This is a genomic window from Mycolicibacterium aromaticivorans JS19b1 = JCM 16368 (genome assembly GCF_000559085.1).
GTDB classification, from domain to species: domain Bacteria; phylum Actinomycetota; class Actinomycetes; order Mycobacteriales; family Mycobacteriaceae; genus Mycobacterium; species Mycobacterium aromaticivorans.
This window is the reverse complement of record NZ_JALN02000001.1, coordinates 4,232,641-4,256,103: the sequence shown is the minus strand read 5'-3', so window position 1 is coordinate 4,256,103 and position 23,463 is coordinate 4,232,641. Positions and strand designations below refer to the sequence as shown.

22 protein-coding genes are annotated in these 23,463 nt (G+C 66.1%); 9 read left to right on the top strand and 13 right to left on the bottom strand.

What is annotated here, in order from left to right:
* Window positions 1-20 precede the first annotated feature (20 nt).
* The 3 genes from Y900_RS20350 to Y900_RS20340 are packed head-to-tail and all read right to left on the bottom strand — an operon-like array spanning window position 21 to window position 3,431.
* Window positions 21-959: a 3-carboxyethylcatechol 2,3-dioxygenase gene (locus Y900_RS20350; protein WP_081845346.1), complete on the bottom strand. Its 939-nt coding sequence runs from the start codon at window positions 957-959 to the stop codon at window positions 21-23.
* Window positions 886-2,565, bottom strand: a complete 1,680-nt coding sequence (locus Y900_RS20345; protein ID WP_036344174.1) for a bifunctional 3-(3-hydroxy-phenyl)propionate/3-hydroxycinnamic acid hydroxylase — start codon at window positions 2,563-2,565, stop codon at window positions 886-888. Before Y900_RS20345 ends, Y900_RS20350 begins: the two co-directional genes overlap by 74 nt.
* A 2-nt stretch (window positions 2,566-2,567) precedes the next feature.
* The gene (locus Y900_RS20340; protein WP_036344172.1) at window positions 2,568-3,431 is read right to left on the bottom strand and encodes an alpha/beta fold hydrolase; all 864 of its coding nucleotides are present in this window, start codon (window positions 3,429-3,431) and stop codon (window positions 2,568-2,570) included.
* A 171-nt stretch (window positions 3,432-3,602) separates the two neighbouring features.
* Here Y900_RS20340 and Y900_RS20335 point away from each other — a divergent pair, with 171 nt between their 5' ends.
* From Y900_RS20335 to Y900_RS20325, 3 genes are all read left to right on the top strand, one after another.
* Window positions 3,603-4,304: an IclR family transcriptional regulator gene (locus Y900_RS20335; RefSeq protein WP_051660174.1), complete on the top strand. Its 702-nt coding sequence runs from the start codon at window positions 3,603-3,605 to the stop codon at window positions 4,302-4,304.
* A 137-nt stretch (window positions 4,305-4,441) separates the two neighbouring features.
* Complete coding sequence (locus tag Y900_RS20330) at window positions 4,442-6,088, top strand: FAD-dependent oxidoreductase (RefSeq protein ID WP_051660173.1); 1,647 nt, start codon at window positions 4,442-4,444, stop codon at window positions 6,086-6,088.
* A 108-nt stretch (window positions 6,089-6,196) separates the two neighbouring features.
* Window positions 6,197-7,024 carry a putative endonuclease domain-containing protein gene (locus tag Y900_RS20325; RefSeq protein WP_036344169.1) on the top strand — a complete coding sequence of 276 codons (828 nt, stop codon included), beginning with the start codon at window positions 6,197-6,199 and terminating at the stop codon, window positions 7,022-7,024.
* 57 nt (window positions 7,025-7,081) lie between these two features.
* Here the strand turns inward: Y900_RS20325 and Y900_RS20320 are convergent, their stop codons facing one another.
* Window positions 7,082-8,617 carry an AMP-binding protein gene (locus Y900_RS20320; protein WP_036344168.1) on the bottom strand — a complete coding sequence of 512 codons (1,536 nt, stop codon included), beginning with the start codon at window positions 8,615-8,617 and terminating at the stop codon, window positions 7,082-7,084.
* 73 nt (window positions 8,618-8,690) lie between these two features.
* Here Y900_RS20320 and Y900_RS20315 point away from each other — a divergent pair, with 73 nt between their 5' ends.
* Window positions 8,691-9,407, top strand: a complete 717-nt coding sequence (locus Y900_RS20315) for an enoyl-CoA hydratase/isomerase family protein (RefSeq protein WP_036344167.1) — start codon at window positions 8,691-8,693, stop codon at window positions 9,405-9,407.
* An 8-nt stretch (window positions 9,408-9,415) separates the two neighbouring features.
* On the opposite strand, the gene Y900_RS20310 is transcribed toward Y900_RS20315, so the two are convergent.
* Genes Y900_RS20310 through Y900_RS20285 form a run of 6 tightly spaced genes read right to left on the bottom strand, consistent with a single transcriptional unit; the run spans window position 9,416 to window position 15,230 of the window.
* Window positions 9,416-10,624, bottom strand: a complete 1,209-nt coding sequence (locus Y900_RS20310; RefSeq protein WP_036344166.1) for a DUF1214 domain-containing protein — start codon at window positions 10,622-10,624, stop codon at window positions 9,416-9,418.
* A gap of 16 nt (window positions 10,625-10,640) precedes the next feature.
* Window positions 10,641-11,444, bottom strand: coding sequence for a sugar phosphate isomerase/epimerase family protein (locus tag Y900_RS20305; RefSeq protein WP_036344164.1), 804 nt, complete (start codon window positions 11,442-11,444; stop codon window positions 10,641-10,643).
* Between the two features lie 6 nt (window positions 11,445-11,450).
* The gene (locus tag Y900_RS20300; protein WP_036344162.1) at window positions 11,451-12,620 is read right to left on the bottom strand and encodes a sulfotransferase family protein; all 1,170 of its coding nucleotides are present in this window, start codon (window positions 12,618-12,620) and stop codon (window positions 11,451-11,453) included.
* A complete protein-coding gene (locus Y900_RS20295) occupies window positions 12,617-13,744 on the bottom strand; it encodes an LLM class flavin-dependent oxidoreductase (RefSeq protein ID WP_036344160.1) in 1,128 nt (375 codons plus the stop codon). Before Y900_RS20295 ends, Y900_RS20300 begins: the two co-directional genes overlap by 4 nt.
* Entirely contained in the window at window positions 13,744-14,562 is an 819-nt protein-coding gene (locus tag Y900_RS20290; protein ID WP_036344158.1) for a TauD/TfdA dioxygenase family protein, read from the bottom strand. The genes Y900_RS20295 and Y900_RS20290 overlap by 1 nt, the downstream gene beginning before the upstream one ends.
* Before the next feature lie 26 nt (window positions 14,563-14,588).
* Entirely contained in the window at window positions 14,589-15,230 is a 642-nt protein-coding gene (locus Y900_RS20285; protein WP_036344156.1) for a TetR/AcrR family transcriptional regulator, read from the bottom strand.
* Between the two features lie 82 nt (window positions 15,231-15,312).
* On the opposite strand from Y900_RS20285, the gene Y900_RS20280 reads away from it, so the two are divergent.
* The 5 genes from Y900_RS20280 to Y900_RS20260 all read left to right on the top strand — a co-directional run bounded on the left by Y900_RS20280 (window position 15,313) and on the right by Y900_RS20260 (window position 20,151).
* A complete protein-coding gene (locus tag Y900_RS20280; RefSeq protein ID WP_036344154.1) occupies window positions 15,313-15,813 on the top strand; it encodes a nuclear transport factor 2 family protein in 501 nt (166 codons plus the stop codon).
* Window positions 15,813-16,919 (top strand): NAD-dependent epimerase/dehydratase family protein, encoded by a 1,107-nt coding sequence (locus Y900_RS20275; RefSeq protein ID WP_036344152.1) that lies wholly within the window; start codon window positions 15,813-15,815, stop codon window positions 16,917-16,919. Before Y900_RS20280 ends, Y900_RS20275 begins: the two co-directional genes overlap by 1 nt.
* Window positions 16,920-16,994: 75 nt before the next feature.
* Window positions 16,995-17,780: an SDR family NAD(P)-dependent oxidoreductase gene (locus Y900_RS20270; protein WP_036344150.1), complete on the top strand. Its 786-nt coding sequence runs from the start codon at window positions 16,995-16,997 to the stop codon at window positions 17,778-17,780.
* On the top strand, window positions 17,777-18,742 hold the full coding sequence (locus tag Y900_RS20265) for a phosphotransferase family protein (protein WP_036347340.1): 966 nt from the start codon (window positions 17,777-17,779) through the stop codon (window positions 18,740-18,742). The genes Y900_RS20270 and Y900_RS20265 overlap by 4 nt, the downstream gene beginning before the upstream one ends.
* A gap of 107 nt (window positions 18,743-18,849) precedes the next feature.
* On the top strand, window positions 18,850-20,151 hold the full coding sequence (locus tag Y900_RS20260) for an HNH endonuclease signature motif containing protein (protein WP_036344148.1): 1,302 nt from the start codon (window positions 18,850-18,852) through the stop codon (window positions 20,149-20,151).
* On the opposite strand, the gene Y900_RS20255 is transcribed toward Y900_RS20260, so the two are convergent.
* The 3 genes from Y900_RS20255 to Y900_RS20245 are packed head-to-tail and all read right to left on the bottom strand — an operon-like array spanning window position 20,148 to window position 23,452.
* Window positions 20,148-21,446 (bottom strand): acyl-CoA dehydrogenase family protein, encoded by a 1,299-nt coding sequence (locus Y900_RS20255; RefSeq protein ID WP_036344146.1) that lies wholly within the window; start codon window positions 21,444-21,446, stop codon window positions 20,148-20,150. The genes Y900_RS20260 and Y900_RS20255 overlap by 4 nt on opposite strands.
* An 18-nt stretch (window positions 21,447-21,464) precedes the next feature.
* Window positions 21,465-22,238, bottom strand: coding sequence for an enoyl-CoA hydratase/isomerase family protein (locus tag Y900_RS20250; protein WP_036344144.1), 774 nt, complete (start codon window positions 22,236-22,238; stop codon window positions 21,465-21,467).
* Window positions 22,238-23,452, bottom strand: coding sequence for an acetyl-CoA C-acetyltransferase (locus Y900_RS20245; protein WP_272945574.1), 1,215 nt, complete (start codon window positions 23,450-23,452; stop codon window positions 22,238-22,240). Before Y900_RS20245 ends, Y900_RS20250 begins: the two co-directional genes overlap by 1 nt.
* Window positions 23,453-23,463: the final 11 nt, after the last annotated feature.

Here is a 23,463-nt window from a genome sequence, read left to right as displayed (position 1 = left end):
ATTCGCTCCGCAAGCGTCGCTCATGCGGGTACCGCCGTCCGGATCGCGAATCCCGCGATCAACTCTGGAGCAGCGCGATAGTAGCGCTGCTGCGTCTGATAATCACCCTGGGATGCCAGCGCGGCGAATGCCGCCACCCAGGTTCGGATCTCGTGTGCGGAGTTGCCGGCTTCACGGGCGATCCAGTCGTTGGTCCAACCGTCGACCTCGGCCAGCCGGTTGGTGTCGATAAGATCGAGCAGGGCACGGTCCCAGTCCGGGTTCAACGGCTGCAACGGGCTGTCCCCGTGGGCGAATTCGTGTGCCGCGGCGATCACGGCGTCCTGCCGTGCAGCTCGCCCCTCCGGTGACATCGGCGCCCCGCCGACGATGCGCTCCAGGGCGGCCGGTGGCGCGGTCGCCAGGGTGGGCACCGGTGGATCATGCGACAGCCCACCGGATCCGACGACCAGTACCCGTTTATCCAGGGTGCCCAGGTATTCACCGATGGCGGCACCCAGCGCGCGGGTGCGCTTGAGCGGGCCCAACGGGGTGGCGACCGAGTTGATGAACACCGGAATCACCGGCCTCGTTGCGGCATCCCCGAACAACACCTCGAGCGGCTGAACCGTCCCGTGGTCGACGTCCATTGCCGACGACAGGGATACGTCGACGCCGGCGTCCCACACCGCGGCCGCCATCTCATTGGCGAGCGCGGCCGGCACGTTCAGCGGTCCGGCATACGTGCCGTAATCGCCGACGCCGGCGGCGGCCGTGCCGATGCAGAACGGCGGCATCAGCCGGTAGAAGAAACCGTTGTAGTGGTCCGGCGAGAAGATCACCACGAGCTCGGGGTCGAATTCCGCGACGAATTGCCGTGTTTCGGCCAGCCGGGTGGTGATGTCGTCAAGCAGTTCCGCCGACGGGCCGGGAAGATTCAGCAGCGGGCTGTGTGACATACAGCAGAGCGCCAGTGGCATCGGTGCCTCCTCCCGGGGTCAAGGTGAGTGTGTCGAGCAGGGCCGTGCTCAATTCCGGTGTGCGTTGGGCGATGCAGGCGCCGGCGATGCAGCGGTCCGGCCGCAGGAACATCACCGACTCTTCGTGCGTGTCGAACCACGCCTTGAGCGCGCCGGTGCGGTCCCCGACAACGATGACGTCGGGGTCGTCGTGTCCGGTCCAGTGCAACTGGGTGATCGGGCGCAGCGCAACGAAGACCGCACCCAGCGATTTCCATGCGGCGAAGTCTTTCTCCCCCAACAGTTGCCGGGGATTGTTACTCCAGCACACGAACGCGAACCACGGGCCTATGACGTCGTCGAGCAGGACGTTCTGGTTGTCCCGGGTGTCCACCCGTGGCTGGATGAACAGGGTGCCCACCGCGGACGACGGTGACCGTGGCTCGCTGTGCACCACCGCACCGTGGTCGTAGCGCGGCATCGGCTTGAACCGCATCTCCAGTACATAGCGCTTCAACGTCGGGACCAGCGATGCGGCCCGAACGACCACATCTCGGGCGGCGGCGACACGCGAGTTGGTCGGTGAGATGACCTTTCCCACTGTGGTCGAAAGGTCGATCATTGCGCGGGCGTGCTTGCGGCGCTCGACGTCGTAGCTGTCCAGCAGCGCATCGCGGGCCCGTCCCTTGACCACGGCCGCCAGCTTCCAGCCGAGGTTGGCGGCATCACGGATGCCACTGTTGTAGCCCTGCCCCTGCCACACCGGCATGAGGTGGGCGGCATCCCCGGCGATCAGAATGCGGCCCTTGCGGAATGAGCTCGCGATTCGCGAGTGGTGGGTGTACAGGCGGCGTCGGATGATGTCGCACCTGTCCGGGTAAGGCACCAGCCGGGAGAGCATCTGCGCCACGAACGCGGGATCCTCGGCCTGCTCGTCGGTCTCGTGGCCGTGGATCAGGAACTCGAAGCGCCGGATGCCGTGGGCGATGGCGATCGAGACGTAGGGCCGGACCGGGTCGGCGCCGACCTCGCTGTTGGGATGTCCGAGTGGGTCGTTGGCGATGTCCACCACCAGCCAGCGGGTCGAGGACGTCGTGCCGTCGAAGGACACCCCCATCAGGCGACGGGTGGCGCTACGGCCGCCGTCGCAGCCGACGACGTAGCGGGCGCTGACCTTTCGGGGCTGGGAATCGGCCGGAGACAACTCGACGACGACTCCATCGGCGGTCTCGGTGATCGAGGTCATGGGATGACCCCACGCCACTTCCACATTGTCGAACCGGCTGAGCCCCTTGTACAACTCGGCGTCGACCAGCGGCTGCACGAAGCCGTTGCGCTTGGGCCAGCCGAACCGCGCGTCGGGCGGTGCCATCTCGGCGAGCAATCTCCGCTTGCCGTCGTAAAACCGCAAGATCTGGTTGGGCACGGTATGCGGCAGGACGGCGTCCACCAGGCCGATCGCCTGAAAGGTGCGCAGGGCTTCATCGTCGAGGCCCACTCCGCGCGGATAGTCGATGAGCGCGTCCCGCTCGTCGACGACCAGTGTCCGGACCCCCTGCAGGCCAAGGATATTGGCCAGCGTCAGTCCAACTGGCCCGGCTCCCACCACGACGACGTCGAACTCCATACTCACCGGCCCATCAGGAAGTCGATGTGCAGGCGGTTGAACGTCTTGGGGTCCTCGTATTGCGGCCAGTGCCCGCAGCCTTGCATGACCTCGAAGCGCGCACCCGGGATCATCTCCGAGATCCGGCGGCCCTCCGTCGTGTCGGCGGTCGGGTCGTCACTGGTCCACAGCACCAGCGTCGGCGCGGTGATAGCGCCGTAGTCGCTGGGGCTCATCAGGTTTCGCTGCCGGATATCCGGATCCTGCAACGCCATGATGTCGCGCATCGCGTTGACAAACCCGGGCTGCCGGTACACCCGCTGGCGGCTGGCGACGATGTCGTCGTAGTCCTTGGACTTGTCCGCCATCAGCCACTTGATCCTGGCCTGCACGGTTTCCCAGCTAGGGTTCTCCGCGGCGGCCATCGACAGCGTGACAATCCGCTTCATCACCTCGGGGTCGGCCTGCGAACCGCCCGCGGTGTTGAGCACCAACCGCTCGAGCCGGTCGGGATGGTCGACGGCGAAGCGCGACGCAACCCAGCCGCCCAGCGATTCACCGGAGATGTGCGCCCGCTGCGCGCCGATGGTGTCGAGGACGGCGGCAAGGTGATCGACGTAGTGCGGGATCTCCAACAGATGCCCGGGCTTGTCGGTGTAGCCGTGCCCCAGCATGTCGATCGACCAGGTCGAGAAGTGCTCGGCGTGCGCCTCGATGTTACGGACGTACGCCTCGGCGTGGCCGCCCGAGCCATGGAGCAACACCAGGGTCGGCTTACCCGGATCGCCGGCATGCAGATAGCGGGTGCGCACTCCGCCTGCATCCAGATAACCCTGCGAGAACGCAACGCCCTGCAGATCACTCCAGACGCTCTCGAACTCCGGCACCCAGCTGCCCCTATCCTCGGTGATAATGGGATTCTCGCTTTTTGTAAGCGGTATGTGTAATTATTGAACTACGGTGTGCGATAGTTTAAGAGCATCACTCTCGGAGTGCCGTCTGTCAAGGCACTTCGGGGTGACTCGAGCCCGCTTTCGCACCTCACGCACGGGGACGACATGACGCAGACACCCACCGAGAGCCCGATCAGCGCTGCGCCCGGGTCGCAAACCCTGGCCCGCGGACTGCACGCGTTGCAGCTGGTCGCGGCCGCCAAGGGCGGGCTGACCATTCAGCAGGTCGCCGACCACATCGGGGTGCACCGGACCATCGCCTACCGGCTGCTGAGCACGTTGGCGTCGTACCGGATGGTGGCCAAAGCCGAAGACGGGCGATTCCGCGCCGCGGCCGGGCTCGCCGCCCTGGGCGCGTCGTTCGACAACAACATCCGCGAGCTGTCGATGCCGACGCTGCGCGACCTCGCCGACGAGCTCGACACCACGGTGTCGTTACTGGTGGCCGAGGGTGATCAGCAGGTCGCGATCGCTGTGATCGTGCCGACCCGGGTGTCCTATCAGCTGTCCTTCCACGAGGGCAGCCGCTATCCCCTCGACCGCGGCGCGGCCGGTATCGCACTGCTGGCCAGCATGCCGGCGCGGCCCGGCGAACGCCCGCTGGTCACCCGCGCGCGCGAGCAGGGCTGGATCATCACCTACGGGGAGGTCGAGCCCAACACCTACGGTCTCGCGGTGCCGGTGCACCGGCCGGCCGGCTCGCCGCACACGTGCATCAACCTGATCTCACACCGCGAAGACGTGGTGCTGCGCGGGCGGGAGTCGGCGATCGCAGCGGCGCAGCGCCTTTCGGTCGTTCTGAGTTAAGCACCCCGCTGAACTGGGGTTTTGCCGGATGGAGCGCTTGACACTGTGCGATCGCCGTCATTAGCGTGACAACAACGAACACCCACGTTCGGTAAATGCACACGCCAATACCAGTGTGCGGCAAGAGGAGTGAAGCGATGGCGGACACCACCTGGGACTCCGGCCAGTCTGGCCCACCTACGTGGGACCGTGAAGTCGACGTCGTGGTGCTCGGTACCGGCGCGGCCGGCCTGACCGCTGCACTGACCGCAGCGGTCAGTGGCGCATCGGTCGCGGTGTTCGAGAAGGCGCCCAGCGTCGGGGGCACGACCGCGGTGTCCGGCGGAATCGTCTGGATTCCCGCGCATGACCGGGCGGCCGGTGGTGAGCTGAACGTCGACGATGCGCTGAAATACCTTGAGGCCCAATCGCTGGGCTTCATGGATCGTGAACTGGTCGAAACCTTTGTGCGCACCGGCCCGGCGATGCTGGACTTTGTCGAAGGCAACAGCGCGCTGCAGTTCGAGGTCGCCGAGGGCTTCCCCGACTACAAGCCCGAACTGCCGGGTGGTCAGCCAGGTGGCGGACGGTCGTTGAACGCCAAGCCATTTGACCTTGCCACCCTGGACGATTGGGCGTCGCGCATCACGTCGTTCCCCATCGACTTCAGCAACGTCGGCATCGACGCCGAGACCCGGGCACGCATCCACGCCGCCGTCGACGATATGGACGGCGACTACTGCGTCGCCGGTACCGCGTTGATCGCGGGCCTACTCAAGGGCCTGCTGGATCTCGGCGTCACCCCGGTCACCGAGGCCCGCGCGCTCGAGCTGACCGGCTCCGCGTCGGCGATCACCGGAGTACGGATCGCCCTGGGCGATCGTGAGATTCGAGTCCGTGCCGACAAAGGGGTAATCCTCGGCACCGGCGGATTCGAATGGGATCAGAGGCTGGTCGAGGCCTATCTGCGGGGGCCGTTGCGCGGACCGGTGTCACCGCCGAACAACACCGGCGACGGTTTGCGGATGGCCATGGCGCACGGCGCCGACCTGGCGAACATGGGCGAGGCCTGGTGGGTGCCGGTCATTCAGATCCCCGGCGACACGCTCGGCGGCAGGCCGCGCAGTCGCAGTGTGCGCCTCGAGCGCACCCGGCCGCGCAGCATCATCGTCAACCGGTTCGGGAAGCGTTTCCTCAACGAGGCCGGCGAATACAACTCGATGTCCGGACCGTTCCATCAGCTCGACCCGCGCCTGGGGTACGTCAACGATCCGGCGTGGATCGTCTTCGATGATCAGCACCTGAAGCGCTACGGCTTCCTGGGTGTCGAGCCCGGAGGTGAGGCGCCCGACTGGTTCAACAAGGCCGCGACGCTGGCCGAACTGGAGGAGAAGACCGGCATCGACGCCGACGGGCTGGGCGCCACCCTGGCCGCATGGAACGCCGCCGTCGCTGACGAGGTGGACCCCGAATTCGGCCGTGGCGCAAGTGCATACGACGGGTACTGGGGTGACAACTCGGCGTCCACCCCGGCGTTGCAGACCCTCGGCCCGCTGGACACCCCGCCGTACTACGCCGTGCCGGTGGGCATCGGCGCCATGGGCACCAAGGGTGGCCCGCGCACCGACCGCGACGGCCGAGTGCTGCACGTCAACGGCATGCCGATCCCCGGGCTGTTCGCCGCGGGCAACGCGATGGCCGGCGTGACGGGCCGCGCCTACGGTGGGGCCGGCGGAACACTGGGGCCGGCAATGGTGTTCGGCTACCGCGCGGGTCTGGCGGCAGCGGGCGCGCCTTCGCGTTGACAGCGCATCGACGACGAAGATTTCGCGAAATCTCCGCTCTGAGTGCGCTCTCAACGCCCTGTGGATGGGTGAACACGTCCATGTGCGCCCTTTGACACCGTGCAACCCATGGCGCAGGTGTTCATCGGCAGCGAGGCATTGGCGGCGGGCAGGGTTACGAAGTACGACCTGCGGGCGCACTACCAACGCGTGCTGCCTGACGTCTACACCGCGAAGCGTGCGCCTTCGCTCCGCGACAGGACCATGGCCACGTGGTTGTGGTCCGGACGCCAAGGTGTCATCTCGGGTGCGGCCGCGTCAGCACTGCATGGCGCAAAGTGGGTGGACGACAACGCCGTCATCGAAGTGAATTGGCCCGGTCGCAAGTCTCCGGCGGGTGTTCAGATCAGCCGAGACACGTTGTTCGACGCGGAAATCACGTCGCGGCACGGTGTGGCCGTCACCAGCATCGAGCGGACCGCGTTCGACCTCGCGCGACACGGGCCCACGGCCAAGGCTGTCCAGCGGCTCGACGCGCTGGCCGCGGCCACCGACTTCCGAGTCGGTGATGTTCTCGCGGTGGCCGATAGTCATCCCCACGTCAAAGGTCTGCGTCGCGTGCCTGAGCTGCTGGACCTTGTCGACGCCGGCGCGCAGTCGCCGCGTGAAACCTGGCTGCGACTGCTGCTGATGGACGCGGGATTTCCGCGCCCAAAGACTCAGATTCCAGTGCTCCGGGCCGACGGGTATTCGCACTACTTTCTCGACATGGGCTGGCCCGATGTCATGGTCGCGGTCGAATACGACGGCGAGCAACACCGCCTCGATCGCGAGACCTACGGCGGCGACGTGATCCGATCGGAGTACATCACACAGGTCGGCTGGCGGCGCGTCAGAGTGCTGGCAGGTCACCGGAAGTACGACATCCTGCGACGAGTCCACGAGGCGTGGCGTTGAGAGCGCACTGAGAGCGGGCCTTCGGCGAAAAGCTCGCTCCCAGTGCGATGTCAACGCTTACTGGGCTTCGGCAATGTGCTTGCGCACCAGATACTTCTGCACCTTGCCGCTGGCGGTGCGGGGGTAGTCGGCCACCTCGTGCAATTCCTCGGGCCACTTCTGTCGTGCGGCTCCGCAGCTCTCGAAGTGTGCGCGAACCTCCTGCATCGTCGGCATCTGGTGGCCTTCCCTGACGCGCAGCACGGCGGCGGTGTGCTCACCGAGACGGGCATCCGGCGCGGAGACCACCACCGCCTCGGCGACGGCGGGCATACTCAGCAGCAGCTCCTCGACTTCGAGGGCGCTGATGTTCTCGCCACCGCGGATGATCACGTCGGCCTTGCGGTCGGTGATCGTCAGGTAGCCGTCCTCGTCAAGCACGCCGATGTCTCCGGTGTGGTACCAACCGTCAGCGTCAAAAGCCTTGGCGGTCAGCGTGTCATCGGTGTAGCCCAGGCACAGATCCGGCCCTCGGGAGAGAATCTCGCCCTCGTCGGTCAGACGAACCTCCACCCCGGGACGCGCGTCGCCATCGGTGAACAGCCGCTTGTCCTCCGGCGCGCTCGGCCGTGACCCGGTGATCGACGGATGCTCGGTGCTGCCGTACGAGCGGAAGACGTGCACACCCAGATCGGCGAGCCGACGGGTCACCGCGATCGGCACCGTCGAGCCGCCGAGGCCGACATGCTTGATCCGGCTCATGTGTGCGTCGGTGAACTCGGGGTGATCGAGCAGGCTGGTGACGAAGTACGGTGGGCCACCGCCGATCGACATGCCTTCGGACTCCATCAGTTCCAGCACCCGGCCGGGATCCCAGACGTCGGTCAGGTCGATAGGAGCGCCTTCGAGCACCGGGATCAGGAAAGCCCCGACCATGCCGATGAAGTGACCGACGGGCGTCGCGGTGATCTGCCTGCCGCGGTCGGGCGCGTAGTTCTCCAGCAGCTGGCGGGTCTCGAACCCCAGCGTTTGATGGCTGTGGATCACGCCCTTCGGGTCTCGGGTAGTTCCGGAGGTGAACGCGATCAGCGCCGGGCCGGCTGGATCGGTGTGCAACTCGCCGTCCATCGGCTCGTCGGCCAGCAGGTCTTCGAAGTTGTCCCCCACCAGCCCAACGATGGGCACGTCGGCGCACAGGTCCGGCTGGAACGTCATGTGTCCGAAGTGCTCGGTGGTGATGAACACCTTCGGCCGTGCCGTACCGATGATGTGGGTCAATTCCTTGCGACCGTAGAAGTGCACGATCGGCACGACGACAGCACCGAGGAACGAGCTCGCCCAATACGTCACCGCGGCCTCGACCCAGTTGGGCAGCTGGAACGCGATCACGTCGCCCGGGCCCACCCCGCGGGCCCGCAACCCCGCCGCCAGCCGGCGTGCCAGGACCTCCACGTCGTGGAAGGTCCCGCTGAACGGCCGCACCGCGGAGTGCACCCAGAACCCGGTGTCAGGGTTGGCCGCCAGTCCCCTGGCCAGCAGCTCACCGAGAGTATCCGGGGTCCACCAGCCCTCGTCGATGTAGCGTTTGCTCAGCTCAACCGGGATATTCCTCAACTACAGCACCTCCGCTTGGCGATGCTATTCTCCGTCACTGAGAATGCCAATACCGAAATTGGAGAACGTGAACATGGTCGATCTGGAGACGAGCGACGGCCTTGCGGTCCTCACCATCGACCGTCCGCATGCCCGTAACGCGATCGCCCTGTCGACCATGGGTGAACTCGAAGAGGCGCTCGACGCGGCGGCCGGGGCGCAGGCCTTGGTCATCCGCGGCGGCGGCGACCGGGCATTCGTGTCCGGCGGCGACCTCAAGGAACTGAGCGCACTGCGCACCACCGAGGAGGCCGCCGCGATGGCTGCCCGCATGCGCGCGATCTGCGACCGCATTGCCGGTTTCCCCGCCCCCGTCATCGCCGCACTCAACGGGCACGCGCTCGGCGGCGGGGCCGAAGTCGCCGTCGCCGCCGACATCCGGATCGCCGCGGACGACATCAAGATCGGCTTCAACCAGGTGACGTTGGCAATCATGCCGGCCTGGGGCGGCGCCGAACGGTTGGCGGCACTCGTCGGCAAAAGCAAAGCCCTGCTGCTCGCCGGCTCCGGCACGCTCCTCACCGCCGGCGAGGCCGAACGGTGGGGGCTGATCGATCGCGTCGTGGCGCGAGACTCGTTCGACGACGAATTGCGCACGCTGGCAACGTCGTTGGCAAACCGGCCGGCCGGCCGCATCAAGAAGGTGATCGGCGGGGTGACACCGGCCGAAGCCATCGACGCCTTCGCCGAACTGTGGGTGTCCGACGAGCATTGGGACGCTGCCGACCGCGTGATGAACCGCGGGAAGTAGCGACGACATCACAGCGGGAACCTGGCGCGCACCGCGGTGAACCGTTCCCACATCTGAGCAGTGCGCTCAGATGCGGTGATGCGATTGGTATCCAGAGGTAGCGCATCGTCGAGTTCGCCACGAGCGACCAGGCGGGTGGACAGCACGGCGGGCGCACCCTCGAGCATGTGCCGGTAGGTGAGGTTCCCGCGCTCGAAGCCCTGGGTGTCGACCCAGTTGTGCACGGCCGGATCGTCATGTGCGAGAACCAGGCGGACCTTGCCGTCACTGTCCACCGACGTACGGCTCGGCGTGTAGCTGACCGGACGGTACAGGAAGTCCATGCTGGTGAAGAACGCGCCCATATTGGTGATCATCCACAGTCCGTCGTGTGCGTCGAACTCGACGATCAGAGCGTCGTCAGGACCCAGTTCCCAGTACATGTTCGCCGCTACGCGGCCGCGCTGGACGTCGCCGCTGGTGGCCTCCACCGCCGGAAAGCAATTCGGGTGCTCGCTGTCGACACCACCGTAGGTGTACGGGAACTCCGGCCAGCTGGTCATCAGGCCGGTGACGAAATCGCCGGCCCACCGCATCGCTTCGACCATTGCAGCTGCCGTGGGCACGGGCTTCGGTGCGGCCATGTCGACCCGCTCTATGCGTAGCAGTCCGGGCCGCTCATCCCAGCTGTCAAAGCCCTGCCGAATGAACAACTTCCGGGTAGTCGCAGTGGTGGGGAGCCAGTTCGGCCCGCGCTCGGGGCCGCCGACGTACAGCTCGAAAGTGCCGTCGGTTTCGACTTCTAGTTGGTGGCCGAACACATTAGCCTGCGGCACATCACCGAACGGCTCGTGTAGAACGTGCGGGCCGACCGGGCGCCCCCCCTGAACCGTGATGTTGAAAAATCTTGCAGTACCGCGGGTTCCGGTGATCCGATAGGTAGACTCGCCGTCGACCCAAGCCTGCTGGTAGGTGAAATCGGCGCAATCCCCGCCGAGCTTACGAGTCGGGTTGCAGAAGGCGTGGATGCTCGGGTACCGCGGATCACGGGTTTCCAAGGCGAGGTCGAACGCTTGCCCGAGGTTCTGGGTGAGGAAGCGGAAGGCGTCGGCACGCTGGATTCCGCAGGTGGCGTTGAGGTCCTTGAACGACTGCCTGCCAGCGGCCTTCAGGCGGTCGCAGAACTCACTCCACGCATCGTCGAGCACTGCGTCATCCGGGCCGTCGCCAAGTGCCACTGGACTTCTCCTCTTCTCAGCTGCCGACCCGGTCGAGCATCCCGCGGACCACCCCATATGCCCGTTGCGCGGCCGCCAATCGTCCCTCCGCGTCGATCCGCGGGCCCAGCAGCTCCAGATCGAACCCGAACCGGTAACCGTCGGCCAATGCCTGCGCCACAACGGCTTCGATCGGGATAACGCCGTCTCCGGGCACCGCACGTGCAGGCAGGCCACGATCACCGAGCACATAATCGCTCAGCTGGATCAACCGCGTCCGCGGAAGCGCTGTGCGCAGCAGGCCCGCGAGGTCGGCCTCGGCCCAGCAGTGGAACAGGTCGATACAGATGTCGAGGCCGGCCGACTCCGCGAGCGTGATGGTGTCGCGAAGACTGTGCGCCATATGGATGTCGGCGTACAGGGCCGAGGCGTTCTCGATGGCGAGGCTGATGCCGGCCCGCTCGGCCTCCCACACGCAAGGCTCGATAGCGGAACCGAACGCGTCGGCGGCCTGCTCCCAGTCGAGCGAACCGCGACCACCGGTCAGCATGTAGATGCAGCGCGCATCCACGGACGCCGCAACATCGATGAGCCGCGACAGTGCGCTGCGCGCGTCGTCGGTCGATCGCGCGTCGGCCGGCACTCGGCCGGCACCGAAGACGTGACAGACCGCCTGCACCAGGTAGTCGCCGGATCCGACGATCCGCCGGAATTCAGGATCGACCAGCTCTGTGTCGATCACACTCAGGCACCTCACCCCGAGTTCTGTCCAATGGCCTTGCAGTTCGGCCGGACTCGATCCGAGGAAGGTGACGTCGTGAACAGACAGCTGCTCATCCATGACCGATCAGTCCCGCTTCTCGATGGCAACGTTGAACCGTTGGCGAAACGGTGCGAACTCGGCGTGCAGATCGTCGAGGTCCTCGCCGATGTCGGTCAGCAGCGAGGTGGAGTAGCGGAACTTGCCGTATCGGTCGCCGCGATTCCCGGCCAGGTAGGTACGCATAGCAACCTCGGCCTCACCGGTGAGATCCCGTCCGCAGAAGGCGTAATAGTTCCGTGCGGTCGCGACGGGATCCGCGATGAAATCGAGGTATGGAACGTGCATGATCCGCGGGTCGTCCACCAGCGGGGCGCTCATCGTGTTGGCGATGCTGTCCCGGGTCAGTTCAAGGTGCATTTTTGCGGCAGCCTGCAGGTCGACAGGCCCGACGATGCCCTCCAGGATGTCGGCCATCATCATGGTGCGCGATGCGGCGACCTGAACCGGATCACGATGGAGCCAGAGCAGATTCGCGTCAGGATAGGTGTCGAAGAGTGCCTCCAGACGGAACCCGTGGAAGCCTTTCAGCACCCAGTACTTGCGTGGCCGGTGGTACTGGCATTGTTGCAGCATCGCCTTGTGCAGCCGGTACTGCGCGGCCGGATCGGTCGGCAGCCCGCCGACCAGCGTCTGCATCGGCACCCGCCACCACGCGGTCGGGGTCATCACCCGGAAATCGAACGCCCAGGTGCGTTCGTCTTCCGGAAGACCGTCGCCGAGCATCTCGTTGTACGGATGGCTATGAAGCCATTTGGGCATCTTGGTATTGATCTCGCGCCAGTCGGCATCTGCCTTGTCACGGCGTAGGTCGTCCGGTCCGGCGAGGCCAGATGGCGGCGACGGATACATCACTTCCCAGAAGCGCAACGCGCGGCCATGCGGGTCGACGGACATCAACGCGTGCATCAACGTGGTACCCGAGCGCGGCTCCCCTGTGACGAACATCGGCCGGTCGATCACTTCGTCGGCGATCGGGAAGCGACTCCGGTCCGCGATCAGTTCCAGCCGGGACGTCAACAGCCAGTGGCAGACACGCGTTGCCTCGGCAATCCCGTTGACGTCCATCCCGATACCGTTGAGGTGTTCGACGGCCAGGGTGAAGCGCTCCGGCAGACTCGGATCGCCAAAGTCGTCGGAGCCGGTTTCGGCCCGCGCTCTGGCGAGCATGTCGGTGGCATCCAATCCAACGGTCATGGCTGTCCTTCGCACAGGGCAAGCAGTTCGTCTTCGGTCCTGCGTACGTTGACCGCCGATGCCGCGCTGAACTCCAGGCCGGCCATCGCGCTGTAGTCCAAGATCTTGGGAACCCTCAGGCCGGCATCGACATACGACTTGATGATCCGCGCGACCTGGCCGGGCGTGCCGTGCGGGACGACGGCCAGGATCGCTTCGGGATCGACCTTGTCGAGGAATCCGAGGATGCGTTCCCGGGTGAGGGTGGCGGGGTTGAGGTCGTGGAACCCGCCCCAGTCCTCCCCCATCGGATGGTCGAATCCGAAGCCGCGCAGCACGTGTGCCGACACCTGCAGCAGGAAGCTCGCCACCAGCGGTGCGCGAACGATGCGCTCGAGGGCGGCGTCGTCTTCGCCGATCAGGCATACCTGTACGAAGCACGGGGTGATCGCCAGTGGGTCACGTCCGGCTCGTTCGGCCGACTGACGCACCGCAGCAAGCATGTCCGCGTAGTGATCGGGTGTCCACGCCCCGGCCGGCCACCAGCCGTCGGCGTACCGGCCGACGATCTCGAGCATGCGCGGGCCGCTGGCACCGATCCAGATCGGGGGGAATCGCCCCCCGTACGGTTCGGTGTCCAGCCGAGCATGCTCGAGCCGATAGAACCGACCGTCGAAGTCGACCGGGCCGTGGCTCTCCCACAGCAGACGAATCACTTGTAGTGCTTCCTCGAAGCGGCTGACCGGCTTGGCGAAGTCGAAGCCGTACGGCACGATGTTCTCGGTCTCACCGCTGCCGAGACCCAGGATGAACCGTCCGCGGGACAGGTGGTCGACCGTCAAGGCGCTCTGGGCAAGCAAGGCGGGATGACGCCGCACTGTGTCGACGACGCTGGTGGCCAGTGACACGTTGCTGGTGAGCACGGCCGCGGCAGCAGCTACCGCCATGCCATCCAGATGGCGATGCGGCGACGGCGATGCGGTCGCCAGATCGGTGAACTCCGGGGTCCACAACGAATCCGGCCAGAAGCTCACCATGTGGTCGGGCAGCCAGATCGAGTGGTACCGGCCACTGTCCAGCTCGTCGAGGCAGGACAGATCCAACGGAAGGGTGGTCCGCAGGAATGCGGCCGGCTGGACATCCATCAGGCGAACGGCTCCTCGCCTTCCAGCTTGGTGCGGTGCAGCAACCGGCCGGACTGCGGATCGTAAGGCGTTGCGCGGTGCATAGTTCCGGTGTTGTCCCAGATGACGAGATCGCCGACCGACCAGTGGTGGCGGTAGACGAACTCAGGCCGGGTAGCCCAATCCCGCAATCGGACAAGCAGTTCGACGCTCCTGCGGAAGTCGATGTCCACCACGTGGCGCGCCGTACACCCCAAAACCAGAGATCGGCGCCCGGAGCGGTGATTCCACACCAGCGGAAGTTCCCGGTCGCCGATAGCCATCATCTTCCGCAGCGTCGCATAGCTGGGTTCGGGGTCGTAGTAGAACAGCGTGTTCCACGCCGAGTGCATCACCCGCAGCGATTCGAGCGCATCCTTGTCGGCATCGTCCAGCGCATCGTAGGCCGCGTAGGTATTGGCGAATTCGGTGTCGCCGGAGCCGTCTGGGCACACGACCTTACTGGACAGCAAGGATGCACGGATCGGTACCTCGTTCATGGTCCCGTCGATGTGCCAGTACAACGAGCCCTTCAAATAGTCGGCCAGCTCGTTGACGGTGGTGTCCAAGGTGACGGAATAGACCTGCTCACCGGTGCGCTCGGGGACGAATGTGCCCAGTGTCTGGGTGAACTCGATCTGCTCGGCATCGCTGAAGCCGATCTGGGGGAACACCAGCACACCACGACGTTCGAGGAGCTCGCGGAGAGTGTCGGCGTGGACGCCGGTGAGCAACTCCGCTTTGGTCGCCCGCACTTCTGAGGCGATGGCCGGTGCGATATCGGCGACCGACAAGGTCATGAGCGAAACTATACACAGGTGTACAGTTACCGGGGAAGGATTCCGCGTAGGAACAGATCGACCGCGTGCAGCAGGCGTCGTCGTTCTTCCGTTCGGCTGCGGTAAAGGCCGAAATCTGCCAGTCGGGCGGGCAGGACCTCGACCATTGCCAGGAAGTGCTCGGCGGCGAGTTCGATGTCATCGACGTCGATGGCACCGGCCGCCACGTGTTGCCGCAGCAGATCCATCACCTGCTGCTGGCGACGTGCCCAGCCCAGAGAGTCGGCACTGAGCGCGAATTCGGGAAAACGATGCGCTTCAGTTCGCGCGATTCGATGCAGTTGCACGATGTCCGGATCAAGTGCATGACGCAGCGCGCCCTGGCCGATGGCGATCAAGGCGGCACGCAAATCCTTCTTGTCGACGGTGTCGTCCGCGTCGACCGGCACGGCACGGCTGAACGCCCACGGGATGACATCGAGGAACACCGCACGCTTGTCGGGGTAGCGGGCATACAGCGTGGGCTTGGCGATTCCGGCGGCGTCGGCGATCGCCACCATCGTGGTCGCGTCGTAGCCGTTCTCCAGGAAGATGCGCACCGCGGCTTCCCTGAGCCGCTGGTGAAGGGCGGCGGCCTCCACCTGTGTCGGCCGACCGCCCCGCCGCTGCGCCGGCGATGCCTTTGCCATTCGCGAGAGTTTACGTCGCCGTCTATCACATCGGCGGCGACCGCGTGAGTCTGTCTCCCGCGCAGCGCCGGTTCGCTAACCTATGCCGGTGACCGACGAGGCAGCGGACATCGAAGCGATCAAACAGCTGAAAGCCCGGTACTGCCGTCTACTCGACACCAAAGACTGGACGGGCTGGCGGGAGGTCTTCACCGACGACTTCGTCAGCGACACCACCGCATCCGGCGGCGTGCTCATCACCGGCGCCGACAATATGGTCGCCTTCATCAAGAAGACACTCGGAAAACCCTCTCAACCCACCGTGCATCAGGTGCACGCCCCTGAGATCGAACTGACCTCGCCGACGACCGCCTCGGGCATCTGGGCGCTGAATGATGTTGTGCGCCTGGCCCCCGGGGTCAACCTCGCGGGATACGGCCACTATCACGAGACCTATGAGAAGGCCGACGGGCGGTGGCGGATCAAGACGTCGACACTGACCAGGCTGCGCGAGGACGTGTTCAATCCCCTGTTCTCCGTCCGTATTTCGCCACGCTTACGGGACTCCGCGGCGCGGCTGGCACGAAAGCGAGGCATGGTCTGATGTCGCAACGCACAGTTCTCGTCACCGGAGCGTTCGGTCAAGTCGGCTGGCGCACGGCGGAGATCCTGTTGCAACGCGGGTACACCGTCGTCGCCACAGATCTGCCGACCGACACGTCCCGGACCGTCGCTGCCCGACTGGCCGCCGCGGCGCACCCAGGAACACTCCTGCCGGTGTACGCCGACCTGACCGACGCCGACGCGGTGAAGGGAATGCTCACCGAGCATTCTCCGAGCGCTATCGTGCATCTGGCCGCGATGCTTTCGCCTGCCTCGTACCGCAATCCGAAGCTGGCCCGCCGGGTCAATGTCGGCGGTACCACCAATCTGGTCAACGGCGCAGCCGCGCTGTCTGCGCCGCCGACGATGGTGTACGCGTCCAGTGCGTCGGTCTACGGATCCCGCAATCCCTACCGCTACCCCGAGTTGATCACCCCGCAGACACCGGTGAATCCGATCGACCAGTACGGCGAGGACAAGGTGCTGGCCGAGAAAGTGATCACCGACAGCGGTCTGCCGTATGCGATGCTGCGCCTGGCCGGTGTCATCTCCCCCGATGCCGCAGGCTCGATGAACAGTGACTACCTGGTTCTGATGCGGGCGACTCCCGGCGACAACCGGTTGCACACCGTCGACGCCCGCGATGTCGCGTTGGCCTTCGCCAACGGGGTCGACCGCGCCAAGGCCATCGCAGGCAAGGTGCTGTTGATCGGCGGCGACGACACCCACCTGCACACTCACCGCGACGTCGAGGACGACATGATGTCCGCGATGGGGCTCGGCCGACTGGGCGCCGGTGCCAGTCTTCCCGGCGACCCCGACGACGACCGGGGCTGGAGTTTTACCGGGTGGTACGACACAACGGAATCCCAAGCGCTGCTGGACTTTCAAGAGCACCCCTGGTCCGAGACCGTGGCCTGGGTATCCGGCTCGCAAAGCGGTGCGCTGAAAACCGTTCTTGCACTGGCTGGACCGGTCATCAGGCCGGCGTTGCGGCTGGTGCTGGCCGCGCAACGCCGCCAAGAGGGCCGCGGCAAGTACGCCGACCCGTGGAATTTCATCGCCGGGAAGTACGGGCCCGAAATCCTGGCCGGTGCCGGCAACTAGGCATCTCAGTTCGAGAAGGCCTGGCAACACAAATATCCGAGAACCGGTTCTCGGATAGTCGCGAGAGGAGCCGACGTGTCAGGACGGTGCGCGGGCAAGGTGGCATTGGTGACCGGCAGCAGCCGGGGCCTCGGCAAGGCAATTGCGCAGCGACTGGCCGCGGAGGGCGCCACCGTGGTGCTGACCGCCCGCACCGCAGAACCCGATCCGAGATACGACGGCTCACTGGTGCAGACCCAGCAGGAGATCGCCGACGCCGGCGGCACCGCGGTCACCATCGCTGCGGACCTGTCCGACACCGCGGACCGCGAGCGGTTGTTCGCCGAGGCCGTGGCTCAGGTCGGCGCCCCCGACATCGTCGTCAACAATGCCGCGGTGACCTTCCTGCGCCCACTGGACGGCTTCCCCGAGCGGCGGGTCCGGTTGATGCTGGAGATGCACGTCGTTGCACCGCTGCACCTGACGCAGCTCGCCATCCCTGCCATGCGGGAGCGCGGCCGCGGGTGGGTGCTCAACCTCACCTCGGTCGGCGGCGATCTGCCCCCGGGACCGCCGTTCTCCGAGTTCGACCGCACCGCCGGGTTCGGGATCTACGGCACGGCCAAGGCGGCGATGAATCGGATGACCAAAAGCCTTGCCGCCGAACTGTACGACGACGGTATTGCGGTGAACGCCGCCGCGCCGACCAACCCTGTCGCCACTCCGGGTGCCGGCACTCTGGACCTGGCCAAGACCGATACCGAGGACATCGAGCTGATCACCCGGACCGCGTTGGAGTTGTGTACCGGCGATCCGTCGACCGTGACGGGGCGCATCGTGCAGACCCAGACATTTCTTCGCGAGATCGGCGTGCTGAGCTGACCAGCGATCTCCTCGACGAGCTGCAGACCCGTCTTGCCCCCCAGGGGATTTCCGGGCTGCAGCCGTTGGCCGGTGGGGCGTCCAGCCTGACCTTCGCCGGTGACCTCGCCGATCGTCGTGTCGTGGTGAAAGTTGCCCCGCCCGGCCATGCGCCCATCGCGCACCGTGACGTTCTTCGCCAGGCCAGGATCATCCGCGCCCTGCGTGGCACCGAGGTTCCGGTACCGCAGATCCTGTTCGACGACGCGGGCGAACCACCCGGGGTCCCACCGCTGTTCGTGATGTCGTTCACCCCCGGAACGTCGGTGGAGCCGCTGTTCGACACCGACGACGCGGGCCCAGAGCCCGTGGTTGCCGCGCGATTCCGTGACGGCGCGCGGACGCTGGGTGCGCTGCACCGGCTGTCCCCTGCCGAGCTCGGTTTGGCTGAGGAGCCCGTCGTCGCGCCCGTGGCGGAAGTCGACAAGTGGTGTCGCACATTGGAAACGGTGGATCCGGCGCTCGTGCCCGGTTGGCAACAGGTTGCGGCCGCGCTACGCGTTGCCTCCCCGCCCCCGACCGCGCCTGCGATCGTGCACGGCGACTTCCGGTTGGGCAACCTGCTGGCCGACGAGGGGGACATCACCGCTGTGATCGACTGGGAGATCTGGTCAGTCGGGGACCCGCGCGTCGACGTGGGCTGGTTCTTGATCAACTCCGACCCGGACACCTATCGGCGAGCCACCCCGTACAGCGGGACGACCCCGCCGGTGCACGAACTGGTCGTCGAGTACGAGGATGCGCTGGGGCGCGATGCACCTCAGCTGGAGTGGTTCCAGGCGCTCGCCTGTTTCAAATCGACGGCGACCTGGTCGCTGATCGTCAAACACAACCGACGCCGACCTTCACCTGACCCCGAGCTCGAGGCGATGGCCGTGACCCTACCCGGCCTGCTGGCCCGAGCTGCGGACCATCTCGGCTAGGACAGTCGAACTACGAAGCAGTGCAGCGTTTTCCACAGTTCCACGTTCATCCACAGGTCGGCTTTCTGACCGGCTTCCTGTCGGTGGGTCGGCGTAGTGTTTCGAATATGAGTTCGATCAGTGCGGCGTTGGATGCGCTGGACGCGGCGGTCGAACTTCTGGGTGCCGCCGATATCGAGGAACTGCCTGCCCCGCAACGCTTCTCGGCTTTGGAGCGGCTGGAAAGTGCGGTGCGCCGCCAGGTCGCGATATCCCACGAGCAGATCACCCATCTGGAACGGTATGAGGGCTGCCCACCGATCCCGATCGTGGTGGCCGACGTGCTGCGGATCAGCCGTTCCGCGGCCAAGCGCCGGATGCGCGATGCCGAGCAGTTGATTCCGCGCCGAGCGTTGACCGGCGAACCGTTGGCTGCGCTGCTACCTGAGACCGCAAAAGCCTGGGAGGCCGGGCTTCTCGACGGTGAGCACGTCCGGGTGATCCAGAAGTTCTTCCGCGACCTACCCGATCACGTCGGCCCGGTCGAGATCGAGAAAGCTGAACACACCCTGGCCGAGCACGCCCAGACCATGCGCCCCGATCAACTGGAGAAAATCGCCGACCGCCTCGCCGTCCACCTCAACCCCGACGGCCAGTACTCCGAGGAAGACCGGGCCCGCAAGCGTGGCTTCCAATGGTGCGGCAGTCAACGCCCCGACGGCATGAGCATCGGGAAACTGATCGCCGATCCCGAACTACGATCGATGCTGGATGCCTGGCTGGCGAAATTCGCCGCCCCCAAACCCGATCCGGACGGTGCCGAACCCGACCTCCGCAGCCACGCCCAACGCCAACACGACGCGCTCGCCGAGTTGGTCCGCGGCCGTCTTGGTGACCCCAAACTCGGCCAGCACAACGGGTTACCCGTCACCATGATCGTCACCACCACCCTGCAAGACCTACAGGCCGGCGCCGGACACGCCGTCACCGCCGGTGGCACCCTGCTCCCGATCACCGACCTGATCCGGATGGCCGCCCCCGCCCACCACTACCTCGCCGTGTTCGACGGCGTCACCGGACAATCACTGTGGCTGGGCCGAAGCAAACGCCTGGCCTCAGCCGATCAGCGAATCATGCTGCTGGCCAAGTACCGCGGCTGCACCGCACCCGACTGCACCGTCAACGGCTACACCAGCCACGTCCACCACGCCACCAAGGATTGGAAACACGGCGGCAGCACCGACATCGACGACCTCACCCTGGCCTGCAAATGCGACAACCTCCTCGTCGAAAACGACGGCTGGACCACCCACCAACTCCCTAACGGCCAGACTCACTGGACCCCACCACCCGACATACCCCTGCGCGGCGGCACCAACGACTACCACCACCCTGAGCGTTTCCTGCCCAACGACGACGAAAAGGACTAGCCGCGCGGAATGCCGGCAAGCCGTTCGGCGAACTTCTCCTCGGCGGCGGCGCGCAACCGCAGCAGGTGCTCCGAGGGAAACAGGTCCGGCGCCGGTTCGCGGTTCTTGAGCAGCAGCCTGGCCAAGGTCACCTTGTGTACCTCCGTCGGTCCGTCGGCGAGCCCCAGCACGAACGACTCCGTAAGGTATTGCACGAACGGCATCTCGTGGCTGGTGCCCAGCGAACCATGAATCTGCAGCGCGCGCGCCGAGACGTCGTGCAACACCTTCTGCATCATCGCCTTGACAGCCGAGATGTCGGCTCGCACCGCCTTGTAGTCGTTGTACTGGTCGATCTTCCAGGCGGTCTGCAAGGTCAGCAGCCTAAACGCCTCGATCTCCATCCAAGAGTCGGCGATCATCTCCTGCACCATCTGCTTGGCCGCCAGCACACTGCCCTGGGTGTAGCGCGACACCGCTCGCTCGCAGATCATGTCGAAGATCCGCCGCACCAGGCCGACGGTCCGCATCGCGTGGTGAATTCGGCCGCCGCCCAGACGGGTTTGCGCCACCACGAACGCACCGCCGCGCGGCCCAAGCATGTGGTCAGCCGGCACCCGCACGTTCTCGTACCGCACGTAACCCTCGCGGCCGCCGCCCCCGAGTGGCTGATAGCCCAGCCCGACATCGCGCAGGACATTGATGCCCGGGGCACCGCCGGGCAGCACGAACATTGAATACCGGTCGTAAGGCGCAGCATCCGGGTCCGTCATCGCCATCACGATGATGAACGACGCCTTCGACGCGAACGACGAATACCACTTCTCGCCGTTGATGACCCAGTGGTCGCCGTCTTGCACAGCGGTGGTCTCGAAAATCTTCGGATCGGCGCCGCCCTGCGGTTCGGTCATCGAAAAGCAGGAGATGATGCGGTTGTCCAGGAGCGGCTCGAGGTAACGCTCCTTGAGCTCCGGCGTGCCATAGTGGGCGAGGATCTCACTGTTGCCTGAGTCGGGTGCCTGCGAGCCGAAAACTATTGGTGCGCATTCCGACCGGCCGAGGATCTCGTTGAGTAGCGCCAGCTTCACCTGACCGTAGCCCGGGCCGCCGAGATGCGGGCCGAGGTGAGTTGCCCACAAGCCGCGGTCTTTGACGATCTTCTGCAGCGGCGGAATCAGCGCCTGACGTACCGGATCGGTGAGGTCATGGGATTCTTTGACGATGTAATCGATCGGCTCGCACTCCGAGCGAACGAATTCCTCGACCCACTTCAGTTGATCCGCCCACTCCGGATCGGCGGAGAAATCCCACGACATATGCGTCGCCCCTTTCGATTACGACCGGCTGGATCTGCGGGCTGCCGCATCATCGGTCGCGTGGCTGAGAACCTGATTGCGGTTCTCCAGCTCCAGAGCCGGGCCCAGCCCCGCGGCGGCGATGTTGACCTGCAGCGCCCGCTTCGTCAGCTGAACGCCGAACGGCGCCAGTTCGGCAACCCCACGGGCGACGTCGACGGATCGCTCGACGAGCTTCTCCGGCTCCACCAGTTGGCTGACCAAGCCCCGACGGTCTGCCTCCTCGGCAGACACGGTGCGGCCGGTGAGCATCCAGTCCGCGGCTACCCCCGCCCCAACGATCCGGGGCAGGTGATAGCTCATCCCCATCTCCGCGCCGGACAGCCCGAGCAGGATCGCCGCGTTACCGAATGTGGCTGCGGTGGAACAGATCCGGATATCAGCGGCCAGGCTCAACGCCAGCCCGGCGCCCACGCACGCTCCGTTGACCGCCGCGATCACCGGTTGCGGCAGGTCGGCGACCGCGCGCACCAGGCCCGCCATCGCCTCCTGGAACCGCATCCGGTCAATAGCGGGGGCCTGGGCGTCGAGCATGCCCGGGCCGAAGTCACGGATGTCAATGCCCGAGCAGAAGCCGCGCCCGGCGCCGGTGATCACCACCGCATGCACCGACGTGTCCCGCGCCAGCGAGGCCAGCAGCAGCGCAAGCTCGTCGCGCATCACCTCGTTGATCGCGTTGAGTTGTTTCGGGCGATTGAGCCGGATCAGCACGACGCCGGGTGCTGGCGTCTCGATTTCGAGGGTCTCGGTCATCAGACTCGCTCGATGACGGTCGCCGTGCCCATCCCACCGCCGGTACACATGGTGACCAAGCCGGTGCTGAGGTCGCGGCGCTCCAACTCGTCGAGGACGGTGCCGATCAACATGGCCCCGGTGGCCCCGATCGGATGTCCGAGCGCGATCGCTCCGCCGTTGACGTTGACCCGTTCGGGGTCCAGATGCAGATCGCGAATCGTCTTGAGCGGCACCGCGGCGAACGCCTCGTTGATCTCCCAGAGATCGATGTCGCCGACGGTCATCCCGGCCTTGGCCAGGCAGCGCTCGGCGGCCGGGCCGGGTGCGGTGAGCATGATGATCGGCTCGCTGCCGATCGCGGCTGTGGCCCGAACCCGCGCACGCGGCACCGCACCGTGGGCCCGCGCCCACTCCGCGGACGCCAGCGTCACCACCGCGGCACCGTCGACGACGCCTGACGAGTTGCCTGCATGGTGAACATGGTCGATGCGCGCCACATCCGGGTACCGGCTCAGACAGATCTCGTCGAAGCTGAGGTCCTCGCCGTCGAGGTTCGCTGCGCCCATCCGCTCAAAGGCGGGTGGCAGCTTGGCCAACTTTTCCGCTGTCGAACCCGGCCGCGGGTGCTCGTCGGAGTCCGCGACGACCTCTCCGTCACGGCCCCGCACCGCGATGATCGACCGGTCGAAGTGCCCGCCCGCGATGGCCGCCGCGGCGCGGTCCTGGCTGGTGACCGCGAACGCGTCGACGTCCGCCCTGCTGAATCCCTCCATCGAGGCGATCAGGTCCGCCGAAACACCCTGCGGCACGGTCGGATACAACCGCCGGAACGCCGGATTCGCTCCGTCGATCGTCGGCGCACCGACGCTGACGTTCCAGCGTGACATCGATTCCACGCCGCCGGCCACCACCAAATCCTGCTGGCCGCCGGTGATCCCGGCGGCCGCCACCGTGACGGCCTGCTGTCCGGATCCGCAGAAGCGGTTCAACGTCATCCCCGGGACCGTCTGCGGCCAGCCGGCCAGCAGCAGCGACAGCCTGGCGATGTCGTCACCGTGCTCCCCCGCCAAGATGCCGTTGCCGGCTATCACGTCGTCGACGTCGGCGGGATCGAAGCCGACTCGGTGGACCGTCGCGGTGAGGCACTGCGCCAAGAGATCCTGCGGATGAACACCGTGTAGCGCGCCGTCGGGGCGACCCCGACCACGCGGAGTGCGCACCGCGTCGAGGATGAGCGCGTCTC